Annotated in this window: 10 protein-coding genes; 3 read left to right on the forward strand and 7 right to left on the reverse strand. The window is 38.7% G+C overall.

Features of this window, described 5'->3' with window-relative positions:
• Positions 1–123: 123 nt before the first annotated feature.
• The 4 genes from ACE01N_RS12905 to ACE01N_RS12920 form a co-directional block, all read right to left on the reverse strand.
• A complete protein-coding gene (locus ACE01N_RS12905) occupies positions 124–249 on the reverse strand; it encodes a hypothetical protein (protein ID WP_380589551.1) in 126 nt (41 codons plus the stop codon).
• A 182-nt stretch (positions 250–431) separates the two neighbouring features.
• Entirely contained in the window at positions 432–1,184 is a 753-nt protein-coding gene (locus ACE01N_RS12910; RefSeq protein ID WP_380589554.1) for a hypothetical protein, read from the reverse strand.
• Positions 1,185–1,461: 277 nt separating this feature from the next.
• Positions 1,462–3,108 carry a S41 family peptidase gene (locus ACE01N_RS12915; RefSeq protein ID WP_380589556.1) on the reverse strand — a complete coding sequence of 549 codons (1,647 nt, stop codon included), beginning with the start codon at positions 3,106–3,108 and terminating at the stop codon, positions 1,462–1,464.
• Positions 3,109–3,269: 161 nt separating this feature from the next.
• A complete protein-coding gene (locus ACE01N_RS12920) occupies positions 3,270–4,391 on the reverse strand; it encodes a metallophosphoesterase (RefSeq protein ID WP_380589559.1) in 1,122 nt (373 codons plus the stop codon).
• 202 nt (positions 4,392–4,593) lie between these two features.
• On the opposite strand from ACE01N_RS12920, the gene ACE01N_RS12925 reads away from it, so the two are divergent.
• Together ACE01N_RS12925 and ACE01N_RS12930 are read left to right on the forward strand one after the other, a co-directional pair.
• Complete coding sequence (locus ACE01N_RS12925; protein WP_380589562.1) at positions 4,594–6,537, forward strand: CotH kinase family protein; 1,944 nt, start codon at positions 4,594–4,596, stop codon at positions 6,535–6,537.
• Between the two features lie 29 nt (positions 6,538–6,566).
• On the forward strand, positions 6,567–7,178 hold the full coding sequence (locus ACE01N_RS12930) for a hypothetical protein (protein ID WP_380589565.1): 612 nt from the start codon (positions 6,567–6,569) through the stop codon (positions 7,176–7,178).
• A gap of 821 nt (positions 7,179–7,999) precedes the next feature.
• On the opposite strand, the gene uxaC is transcribed toward ACE01N_RS12930, so the two are convergent.
• The 3 genes from uxaC to ACE01N_RS12945 are packed head-to-tail and all read right to left on the reverse strand — an operon-like array spanning position 8,000 to position 11,730.
• Positions 8,000–9,406: a glucuronate isomerase gene (uxaC, locus tag ACE01N_RS12935; RefSeq protein ID WP_380589568.1), complete on the reverse strand. Its 1,407-nt coding sequence runs from the start codon at positions 9,404–9,406 to the stop codon at positions 8,000–8,002.
• 20 nt (positions 9,407–9,426) lie between these two features.
• The gene (locus tag ACE01N_RS12940) at positions 9,427–10,677 is read right to left on the reverse strand and encodes a tagaturonate epimerase family protein (RefSeq protein WP_380589571.1); all 1,251 of its coding nucleotides are present in this window, start codon (positions 10,675–10,677) and stop codon (positions 9,427–9,429) included.
• A gap of 24 nt (positions 10,678–10,701) precedes the next feature.
• The gene (locus ACE01N_RS12945) at positions 10,702–11,730 is read right to left on the reverse strand and encodes a LacI family DNA-binding transcriptional regulator (protein WP_380589574.1); all 1,029 of its coding nucleotides are present in this window, start codon (positions 11,728–11,730) and stop codon (positions 10,702–10,704) included.
• A 202-nt stretch (positions 11,731–11,932) separates the two neighbouring features.
• On the opposite strand from ACE01N_RS12945, the gene ACE01N_RS12950 reads away from it, so the two are divergent.
• Entirely contained in the window at positions 11,933–12,778 is an 846-nt protein-coding gene (locus tag ACE01N_RS12950) for an SDR family oxidoreductase (protein WP_375727251.1), read from the forward strand.
• The last annotated feature ends 92 nt before the right edge of the window (positions 12,779–12,870 follow it).

Raw genomic sequence — 12,870 nt, forward strand, 5'->3', positions numbered from 1 at the left:
TAAAAAGCCATCAATTAATACGGAAGTTATTGATGAACATAGAATTACAAAAAATGCTTAGCTCGAACTCACGTTAAGTTAGTTAATGTAATATCATTGTCTATCTATCCTGAAGACTTAAATTCAATGGGATTGCACATTATAACTAATGTTTTTCTTCAATTCCATATCCCTAATCAGGTCATCTACAATTGCAGTTGCTTTTTCTACATCTGCACTTTCAACATAAAGATCAATGGCAGATGGCATATATCCTGCTGTTTTAGAGGAATGAAAATCATTTTTGATGAACAAAGCTATTTCATGCGTTTCCAATTCCTCTTGTAATCAAGTTACCAAACTTCGCTTCCGTAAATAATCTGATCGTTCATTCATCTTTTGTGTTATAATTTACTGCATTTATTCAATTACATGCATGAATTTGTTACCTTTTACTGGGTTTTGTTTAAACGTTTTTTATTACCTGTTTTCAAGGTATATTTTAACGTTATTCCAAAATTTCCATACTTATTATAGTCTAATTCATAGTGATTGGGATAATCATTATTTAATTGATTTATTGGTTTTATCCATGTGTTAGAGTATGAGAAGGTTATCCCCAACTTATCTGAAATTTTATAATGGTAAAAAAGATATGGTTCAAATAAAATTCCTTTTTGGTCTATTAATTTATCCATATCGTTTGAAGACTCAACATAATATACCTTGTAATACGGTGTGAAATTTCCAATGGTAAAAGAAAGTCCCCAAATTTTATTATGATTTTTAAACGTATTTGTATATTGAAATTTACCTAGTATTGATTGGTAAAAACCTTTATAATTCATTGGTTCATTAAATCCTTCCTGATATTTCACATTCCCATTACCATAAAAATATCCACCAAGCAGTCTAATGTTTGCTCTTTCATTTATATTAAATCTGTAGCCTGTAAGCAACTGCAGATGTATAGTTCCGCTGGATATATAACTGGCATAAGCTTGTGCATGTATTTTATCAGTAAAACCATAAGCAACACTTACGTCTGCGCCAGGAGTGATTAGAAAGCTGGAGATACTGGCTCCAAAATCTAATTCTGTTTCACCTTTTTCTTCAATTAAAATGGGCGGGGCTACTTGCGGAGTATAAAGTGCGCAAGATGATAATAACAATATACTAACAATGCAGAATAATTTACCTTTCATGTTTAGTTCGATTACAACTAAATAATGTTACAACCTGTATTCCGTGTAAAGTACCAATCATATTATAAACCGGAATTCAGGTCATTTTAATCATTTCTAAGTCGTTTCGGTTTATTAGAATAAAAGTAGTGAAATCAGGGATGAATGGCAATCCGGAAAATATGTTATAGAGCCTGAAAAATAGTGCGTAGCTGATATTGTATTATTGTTACAGATCAATGCTGTTTTCCACTTTTAATGATCAATTCCATAGACAACACTTTCATTAACTTCAGTTTCATTTTGTTGTTTTAATTAAGTTAAGGGTAAAGTTCATGATAGCATCCCTGTTTTCTATTATGTCATCCTGAGATTGTTCTATCGGGTAGTCGGGCATAATTCCTCTTCGGGGATTCATGTTTTTTACGGCAGCTGTATATCTTCTAACACGAGCTGTTCCTACCATAATGCCGGTATTTTTCAGCGGAGGATAAGTTGCGTTTCCCGTGCAGGTATAGGTTGAACCCATTTCTGAACCTATAAACTTTCCAACCCGGTGATATTTCAATAACCCGCAAAAATGTCCAGTTGTTGAAAATCCGTTCCCATCAATTAGAGTAAACAATCTCCCTTTGTAGTGATTAACTGGTTTAGGAACAGGATTGGCAAGTGTGTCATATTTTCCGTAATGGTCTTCAAAATAGGGGAAGGGCTCTGGTTCGAGATAAGCCCATAAATATGAAGCACAAAAGGGATCTCCACCACTATTACCACGTACATCAAGAACAAGATTTTTAATGTCATTTTGATTGATAACCAGGAAAACGCTGTCAATGAACTTTTTAAACATATCTACCTGCCCATAGTATCCAAAAGAATTAATTGTGAGTATGCCGGTTTGGCTGGCTTCCAATTCCTCAAAATTCAGTTTTGAGACACTTTGTTTTGCGTTATCAATATCTTTTTTGGCAACAGGTTTAAGATTAGCCTGCATTTTACGTTGACTTTCAGGAGGAATGTATTCTATAGCGAAAGAATCAGGATAACCATAATAAAGAGCATATTTGACGGAGAAATTTCCACTTACTTTGGATAAACGATAGGATGGGTTAAATCCGTCTGCAGAAGTGAGCGACGTGAGTTTGTTTACCAAAACAGGCATCGTGGTTCCGTTGATACTTACAATTTCACTTCCGACAGAAATTTGCTGTACTGTATCATAACTACCCTTTACAAATACCTTATTGCTTGAAATACAGAGTTCTAAAGGAAAAAGTTTTTCCGGTGCAACCTTCCAGTAATCATCAGGAATCCATAAGCTTGAATGGCCACAACCAACTTTTGATATTACTTCAGTCATTTGAATCAGAAAACTTCTGAAATTCAGATCAGAATCAATCCTTATGAAGTTTTTGTCGAATATGGAGTCGAGCACGGCTTTTTCTGTATAATCATATAATGCAGGATGTGTAGTTTCAAGAATGTTTCGAAACTGCAGATAATCTTCCTGTAATTTCTTTTTACTGAATATAACCGGATAGCTGAAATACTCATTATGGCTGAAACAGGTAACGGGAATTACATTTTCTTCTGTTTTTAATTTATATTTTCTGTTTCCATTATCTTGATTTTTAGGATCAGGTTTCCATTCCCAGAAGGAATAGTCTCCCTTTTTAATCACAAATTTGTATGATATTGTATCTCCAACGTTTCCTAATTTAAATATGCCGGAATATATGTTTGATTCAGGTAATTTCTTCAACTCATAGTTAGTACCCTCCCAGTTATTAAATGACCCTGCAACAAACACTTTGTCATTTGATTCAGAAGAAAATAATTCCAGTTTTATCAGGCTGTCAAGATCAAGTTGAAATGTAACACCAACCTGTCCCCTGGATATAGTTGTTGCAACAAACAATATTGAAATTATAGTGAGGCTTTTCATGACCCGTTTATTTTGAATATTGCCTAAAAGAGCATTTATTTTTTTCTATAGTGCAAAATTATCTGTGCATATAACCAGAATATATTTTTGCAGCTAGTATGAAGAGATATTTTTTAATAAAATTACGGAAAGGCAATATAAAGAACAACCATGAAGGTATGTTATTCAGCTTGAAGATATTCCGGCTGCAAAGTCAGCAGGGAGATTTCGCTGATGGTGCCCAAACGGATGGGAGGGCCAAAGGTTCCTGCGCCCTGTGATACAAACATGGTAGTGCCGCTGTAGTGATGCAGGCCCTGGTTAAACTGAAACATCAGGGCGGCAATATATTTTATGGGAACCAGTTGTCCTGCATGCGTATGGCCGGAAAGGTACAGGTCCACACCATGTTTGCTGGCATATTTTATACCATCAGGACTGTGGTGCAGCAATACGGTTGGTTTGCTTTTGTCAGGAGAAAGTTTGTCCAGGGTACTTTTTATAGTGGCATGACCATTTTGAGTGTGCACATTAAATGTTTGATCGTCGGCAGCCATATGGTTCAGCCCGATAATCTGTAAGTCTTTGAAACCGGTCATGTTGTTTTCAAGCACCTGGATTCCCAATTCACGCAACATGTTTTTAATGGTTTGTACGCCAGTATATTTATCGTGATTTCCTTCAATAAAACAGACCGGGGCGTTTAAGTCTGTCAACGGTTGCAGATCTTTTTTCGATAAGCGGTAACGGCCGTCGAACAGGTCTCCGGTGATAAAGACAATATCGGGATTTTGTGCATTGGTTTTACTGACCAGTTTGTGCAGGAAGCGTTTTCCCCTGAAATGCCCCAGGTGCACATCAGACAGGTGCATAGCCCGGACAGTTTGAGTCAATCCTTTAATTGGAATGGTATGATGCGTGACTTTGGTGTTCCATGAATTCAGTGTGCCGGCAAGATTGATGACCAATGTCAGGATCACAACGATAAGCCCGTAAGTGAGCGGTTTAAAGCCGGTAAATAGTCTGAGGATATCCGTTAAGATGACCGAAATCAACAGGTAAAGCATCAATCCCATGGTCATGGCCGCAAGGATATAAATAATATGTCCTGCCAGCGAAACGGAATTGGCTGTAGTAAACACACCAAACATCATAAATAATGCCAGTACAGCAAAAACGGGATAAAGCATACGTGTATATGGTATGCTGAAATACCAGTTAAACCGGTGTGTCAGATAGATTACCGCACCTGTGATGATGCCTAGAAAAATGGTCAGGAAAATAAATGGAACAATGCTTTTCATTTGTTTGAATTGTGTTCTTTGAATAAACCACAAAGTAACTTAAATGTTCGGTAATTACATTCTTAAGAGAAGCAGAAGCAATACAAATTTTAAATATGATATAAAAAATCGGACATTATTCTTAATTATCGGTTTTAAAGTTTAATTTAACGCTGTTTTTGCTTTGGGAACAAAAAGTTTTAATGCCAATACTTTACTCATAATGCGTAGTATATTTCTGATTTTTGCACTGATCCTTGCGGTATCTGTTAATTCACAACAACAGGTCACTAATCTTACAACGCTGATTATTGATACCGATGGAGCAGCCATCAACAGTAAAGATACATACATCCCGGGAACACTTTATATTTTAAGTAGTGATCCGGAAATAAAAAACGATACTTTACCCATGAAGATACGCGGACGCGGTAATTCCACATGGGGAATGCCCAAAAAACCATTCCGTATTAAACTGGATGATGATAAGCACCTTTTGGGTATGAGAGCGAAAAACCGTGATTGGGTATTGCTGGCCAATTATGCAGATAAGTCATTGATTCGTAATGCACTGGCGTTTAAAATAGGAGAGTGGGTGAATCTTGAATATAATCCCGACTTCAGATTTGTGGACGTGATCCTTAATGGCGATTATGTGGGGAATTACATGTTGACCGACCAGGTGGAGGTGGCTAAGAATCGTGTGCCTGTTGAAAAACAGGATACCTCTGTTGTTGCTTTACCTGACCTTTCAGGAGGTTACCTGCTGGAAGTAGACGGTTTTGCGGATCGTGAACCGGTATGGTTTCAGACGGACCGTGGTGTTAAAACAACAGTTAAATACCCTGATGATGATGATATAAATCCGGAGCAACTGGATTATATTAAAACATACATACAGCATTATGAAGATGTGCTGTTCTCAGAAAATTATAAAAATCCGGAGACGGGTTATCGTGCATACAATGACTCCGCCACGCTGGTAAACTGGTATATTGCTTCCGAACTCACAGGGAACCCTGATTGTTTCTGGAGCACTAACATATATAAGAAGCGTTCGAACGATAAGCTCTTCTGGGGGCCAATGTGGGATTATGATATTGCGTTCAACAACGACAGCCGTCAGGAAGATGCACAATACAAACTTATGCGTGAAAGTGCGTATAATCCAAGAGTATGGATCAACCGATTGTGGCAGGACGACTGGTTTGTAAGAGCTGTAGGGAAGCGTTGGGAAAACCTTGTTGAATCCGGTATTTCCGATTCGGTTCAGAATTATATCAATGATGCAGCCAATCTGATTGACCAGTCGCAGGTGAGAAACTTTGAACGTTGGAATATATTGCCTGACAAGGTATATCTTGAGCAGTTTTTATTTGATACCTGGGAAGAGAATATTGATTTTCTTCGGGATTATATGACAGAGCGTGTAAGTTTTCTGAACGATAATCTTGCAAAGTATGTGGAACCATTTGTGATTGAAAACTACTATTACGCCATCCGGAATAAGAATTCCAGCCTTGTGATTGATATTAAGGAAACAGATCCAAATGCACTGAATATGTGGGAATTCCTGGAGGATCAGTTTAGCCAGCAATGGCAGATTGTTGATTTGGGCGATGGAACCGTTCGATTCGAAAACAGACTGTCTGGTTTGGCCATCAAGGGAATGGGTGTTGGCAACAGCCTGGCGCTTAGTGATATTTCTGAAACTAACGATTCACTGCGTTGGACTCTTGAACCGCTCGGATCTGTAAATCTGTTTGGAATTGTTAATGTAGGAACAGGAAACGCCATCGATAATTCCGGAGGAGGGACATCAAATGGCACAAATTGCATTGAATGGGATAATCATATCACATCCAATCTGAATCAGCAATGGGTATTTGAAAAAATCGAAAGCATTCCATCGGGATTGGCACCTCATACATCACGGTTGAACCTGAGCGTTTACCCGAATCCGGTAAGCCGTCAGCTGTTTATCTCTTCGGATCAGGCTTTTGCATCGGATCTGTCTTTCAGTATTATGGATGTGAGCGGAAAAGAAGTTAAAGCAGGGCATCTGGTTGGAGAATCAATTGATATGTCGCAGTTAGGTTCCGGAATTTATTTCGTAAAATTGTTTACTGAAAACAGATCAGAAGTATTCCGCATTGTTAAGCAATAGGAATATTTGTTGATCCGGTATTTCTGCTTATGTTCTGGATTAAACTCGGAATATTACTCACCGGCTTTTTGTATGCAGGCTTGTTGCCTCACACGGTAAGAAAAACTCTGCAGCATGTTGATTTTGATCCCGAAAGACAGACGCTGAGCTTCCTGAGCAATAAGGTGTTGTATGGCGAAAAATTTAAAAAAGGATATAAACGTCTGCTGCTTGGTGCTGCCTTGTTGAATTACAGTTTTTTCTGGCTCTTGTCGAAACATTACGATCTTGGTGAACATGCCGACTACATGAGGTACATCGATTACAGTTTCGCATTTCTCACTATTCTGGCATTTATACCGCACAATATTTATCCGTACAGTTTTAAACACTTAGGGACTACTTTTCAGCGTTTTTTTCATAATGTATTTGCAGCCCTGGTCTTTCTCACCTTACCGGTTATGATCATTACTTTTCAGGTAGCTGTGTTGCCGGATAATTATTTTTTGGGCATTGCCGGTTTAGTGATAGTGTTTGTCATCGTTATTTCCGTATTTGTATCCGTGGTATTAAATGGTGTCAATGGCATTACGGAGATTCTGTTTATCAATGGTATCAGCATATGGAGCATCTTCACCACTATTCTAACCATAATGATCTGATGAAGTATGAAAAAATAAGATTTGTTCATGATCTTGTCAGAATCCTATTACATTATTCAGCTTCCGTCAAATGGCCGGCAATAACATTATCTCATTTTTGCTCACCTCTGCGCGGCCAGGTTTAATTATATTTCATTGACTTTTACAATATTGTCACCTCTTCGAGGTTGCATTGAAATCCTGAAAAAATATGCATATGCAAATAAGAATCAACTCCGAAGGAGTGACATATTTGTAACCCCGGATGCCATCCGGGGTACAGAAGTGATGTCCTTCGTTATAACCGTTCAATACCTATGATGTCGTGATAATGTTTCTGTCGGTTATTGGGAGCTGATGAATGGGAATCAGAATAATAAAATTTTAGTTTGTTTCTTTCAGCCTGATATGAATCATCCCTCTTTGTCATGAACGAAGTGAATTGATAGAGAGGGATCAGTTGTAAGGGATTTGCAAATTTATATGAATCAGGGTGAGTCGGATAAGATGATCTTGTAGCTTTAATTTGGCTTCATTGGAAGGACAAGTCGTCTTCAATATCATTGTCACCTCTTCGAGGTTGCATTAAAATCCTGAAAAAATATATGCATATGCAAATAAGAATCAACTCCGAAGGAGTGACAGATTTGTAACCCCGGATGCAATCCGGGGTAGAGAAGTGAAGTCCTTCGTTATAACCGTGCAATAGCTATATTGTCGTGCTATCGTTTTTGTCGGTTATTGGTTTGCAGTTGAACTGAGATACAAATCAATACCGGTAAGCACCTAAAACAAAGGCCATTCTTTCGAACGGCCTCTGAAATATTTGATCTTAAAAAAGATTAATCGTGTGCAAACGGAAAGTATTCCTTTGCATTGTTGTAACAAATATCCTGAACAATGCTACCAACCAGATCAAAATCTGTAGGAATCTCACCTTTTTCCATATCGGTTCCCAACAGATCACAAAGCAACCTGCGGAAATATTCATGGCGTGGGTAGGATAGGAAACTCCTTGAGTCGGTCAACATACCTACAAATTTGCTCAGCAGTCCAAGGGTCGACAATGCATTCATCTGCTTGGTCATACCGTCTTTCTGATCCAGGAACCACCATCCGGAGCCAAACTGCATTTTACCGGCAACGGAACCATCGTTAAAATTACCAATCATCGTTCCGATCACTTCGTTATCAGATGGATTGATGTTGTACAGAATGGTTTTCGCCAGTTTATCTTCCTGATCCAGTTTATCGAAGAATAACTGCATGTTTCTGGCCACGTTGAACTGACCGATGGAATCCCAACCGGTATCCGGTCCCATTTGCGTAAACATCCGGCTGTTGTTATTTCGGATCACACCATAATGGAACTGTTGAACCCAGCCTTTCTTGTGATCCATTTTTGCGAATTCGAACAGCATCGCCGTTTTGAACTTCCGCACTTCCGGATCACTGATTTCTCCACCTTTTCTTGCTTTCTTGAAGATATCCTTGATCTCATCTTTAGTGTACGCTTCAGCATAAAATTCTTCGATGCCATGATCCGATAAACGGCATCCGTTATCATGGAAAAACTGGTGACGCACCTCTATGGCTTCAATCAGATGTTTAAACGCTGAGATTTTAACACCGGAAACTTTTTCCAGTTTATCCAGGTATTCGTTAAACTGCTCTGTTTCTATAGCCATTGCCTTATCGGGTCTCCATGCAGGGATCATCTTCAGTTCGGCCCCTGAATTCTTATGCTGCGTATGGAATTTCAGATCGTCTATTGGATCATCAGTTGTACATACAATCTCCACTTTCATTTTTTTCAGCAGACCCTGAACTCTGTATTCATCGCTGTTCAGCAATTCGTTACAGCGGTCGTATATGGATCTGGCAGTTGCCGGTGAAAGCAGTTCTTCAATACCGAAGTATCTTCTTAATTCCAGGTGAGTCCAGTGATAGAGCGGGTTACGTAGTGTGAATGGCACAACTTCCGCCCATTTTTCAAACTTCTCCCAATCGCTGGCATCGCCTGTAATATAGTGTTCATCCACACCAAACGTACGCATGGCACGCCACTTATAGTGATCACCATACAACCACGCCTCGGTAATGGTTTTGAATTTCTTATTCTCTGCAATTTGCTGGGGAATAAGATGGCAATGGTAGTCGATGATTGGCATCTGAACAGCATAGTCGTGATACAGTTTTTTTGCTGCATCACTGTTTAAAACAAAATCGTTGTCTAAAAATGGTTTCATTATTAATTTATTTTCCGGTTTTATACCACGTAGTTAAAAACACGCATAATGTGTCTGTCAAAAATATTGGTGGTCACTTCGTTACCCACAATATCTTCATATTTCTGAACCATGCTCAGGTATTTATCACCCATTTTTGCTGCGATCTTATATGAGATATGGATCAACTGCCTGAAATCCAGGTTGTAATCTGCATTCTCCTGATCGTGACGCAAGGTATTGGCATATTTTTCAGACGACCACAAATCCACCTCATCAGGCGAAGGAAGGTTGTCCTCATTGATGTCGATAACTGTACGGTAAGGCGCCATAAAATCTTCACGTTTTTCATAGCCCTGGCGATAAATTTCCTTGGCAATTGCTAATCCGTCTTCTCCGGCTATGGCAAGACCAATAACTTCTTCCAGCCAGGTTGTACCTGCAGTTTTTATATGAATACCTGCGCCCTGTTTTTTGATGATTTTACCCATGATCGGATAAATACTGAATTTATCACTTCCTGAGTGCACACTCAGTTTAATGTTTTCTGGTAATCCAAATTCCTTTACGGCATATTTGAGTACCAGGATATCTTCTTCGAATTCCTGGGTGAATTTGTCAATATCACCTACATAGTCGATGCCTTTAAAGAAATCACCGGTAAACTTCGGTGCGATAGTCTGAATAGGAATTTCCTGGGCAGCAACGGCGCTGAGAATGAAAAACATTTCCAGCGGAGTTTGAGGTACATCCACTTCGTCCATAGAAAGCTCAGCGATAAAATCACCCTTGTTATCTTTTATAATGGTATACACTTCTTTGGCCTGTTTTACTGCAAAAAGGAATTTGCTGCCAATCTCAACCAAAAGGTCTTCTGTTACATTAAATGTGTGATCAATACCCGGAATTTTGAAATCACCAACATATTTTTTGTTGGCTTCTACAAATGCTTTCAGTTCTGATTCTTCCGGTTTTTCACCGATAAAATCAGCCACATCCAGAGTGAAAAAATCAGAAGACGCAATAAAACCATGAACAGTTTTTGCGTTAATATGATCGGCATCTACATAATAAGGACCATCATACCCAAGCGCTTTAACGGCATTATCAGCTTCAGTACGAACAGAATCCGGCTGTGTGCCAATAATCTGATGTTCACGGTTCGACTTGTTCCATACTGGTGCAACTTCAAGACCAAGCTCTTTGTGGGCTTTCATCAGGGCTTTTAACTGTGCTTTACCTTGTTGGCCAAAACGGTCGCCAACTCCCATAGAATATTTTACTAATTTCATTGTAATGGTATTTAATTTAACTTTTTAAATATTTCTGTTAGATGATTCTCTGATTAATAATTCCGGTTTGATATAAATTGTTTGCGGGTTTAAGCTATCTTCACTTTTCGCCTCAATTTCGTTTAATAAAACATTGGCAGCTTTCTTCCCCATTTCATTTCCAAACTGATGTATGGATGACAGCGAAGGCTGCACATATTGCGTGAATGGTTCATTGGCAAATCCGATGATGCCAGCATCCCGGGGAACCTGTATTCCATGTTGGATCAGATATAATAATACACCATGTGCAGCGTAATCACTGGCGCATACAAATGCTTCCGGCAATTGGTTCAAGTTATGCAAATTTGCTGTAAAATCAAAGGCATCTTCACGCGAAACCATATGTTCTGCAATCCATTCTTCTTTAATGGGCAGATGATGGTCATGCATCGCTTTTTTATAACCTTCCAGTCGCCTTTCATAAATATACAAACTGAAATCACCACCGTAATGCGCAATGTTTTTGTAACCCTGCTTAATCAGGTGAGTTGTGGCTTCATAGGTTCCTGAAAAATTGTCATTTGTAACACGGCTCACATCAATACCTTCAATAATACGGTCAATTAAAACCAGAGGAATGTTATTATCCGTTAAAAGTTCCAGGTGTTTAGTCGATATCGTTTCTTTTGAAACTGATAACAGTAAGCCATCCACACGATTAGCGAATAAGGTATTGATATTTTCAACTTCCTTTTTATAGCTTTCGTCCGACTGACATATAATAAGATTATAGCCTGCAGGATTGGTGATGCTTTCTATTCCTGCAATAATATCCGCAAAAAAGAACCGGTTGATTCTTGGAACGATCAGCCCGATGGTGTTGCTTTTGCCCTTGCGCAGATAGGAGGCCAGACTGTTGGCACTGTAATGCATCTCCCTGGCCTTGGCTGTCACTGTTTTCTTGGTTTCCTTACTTATAGAAGGATGATTATTCAGTGCCCTGGATACAGTGCTTGCCGTTATTCCAAGCTCACGGGCAATGTCATGTATGGTGGTTTTTTTTGCAGACATAATATAATTTAATCAAACAAATATAAGAAAAGAAAAATAAAAATGCAATCGATTGCATTTTTCAAAAAAAAATTGTTTATTTGTTATGGTGACCTCATTGATTTCTGATGTATAAAACTTACTTGTACCACATCTGTTTTTAAAGAGGGAGGTTTAAATTACGGATCATTAATTAACGAATTAAATACAAATTACTTTTATTATGAAGTATAGTTTTGAACACTTAAAAAACAAAGTAGCTGTGCTTACCGGCGGCGCCGGAGTAATTGGAACAGCTATTGCCACAGGTTTGGCAGAATCGGGCATTAAAATGGCTATTCTTGACATCAATGAAGAAGCAGCCGTTAAAGTAGCTGAAGACATTAAAGCAAAAACAGGAACAGATTGTGTTGGTCTGGCCTGCAATGTGCTTGATAAGGATTCTCTCATTCAGGCAAAAGAAAAAGTACACGCAACATTAGGACCTGTAGATATCCTGATCAACGGGGCAGGTGGAAACTCTCCAAAGGCGACTACTAAAGTGGAAACCATAGAGAACGTGGAAAAAGATTTTCAGGATTCGTTTTTCGGACTGGATTCATCAGGTTTTGACTGGGTTTTTGATTTGAACTTTAAGGGAACCTTATTACCGACCATGGTATTTGGTGAAGAACTGGTTCGCAGCGGAAAAGGATCAATTCTTAATGTGTCATCCATGAACTCTTATCGTCCGTTGACAAAAATTCCGGCATACTCTGCTGCAAAATCTTCCATTAACAATTTTACGCAATGGCTTTCGGTTCACTTTGCCAAAACAGGTGTACGTGTGAACGCTGTGGCCCCCGGATTTTTCCTGACAAACCAGAACAGGTTCTTACTGACTGATAAAGAAACCGGCGAGATGACTCCAAGAGGTAAAAAGATCATCGATAATACGCCTATGGGACGTTATGGCGAGGTAGACGAATTAATCGGAACCTGCCTTTATCTTGTTTCAGATTTAGCACAGTTCGTTACAGGAATCGTTATCCCGGTAGATGGCGGTTACAGTGCATTTGGTGGCGTTTAACAGTTAGTTTTAGGAATACGATCATATCATAAATAATTGTAAAACACATAAAATTATTATGTGCTTTTGCAGGAATCTCTTTACCTTGAAAT

Source organism: Quyinboa ferrireducens (genome assembly GCF_042436675.1).
Taxonomy (GTDB): Bacteria; Bacteroidota; Bacteroidia; order Bacteroidales; family UBA5342; genus JBHJHP01.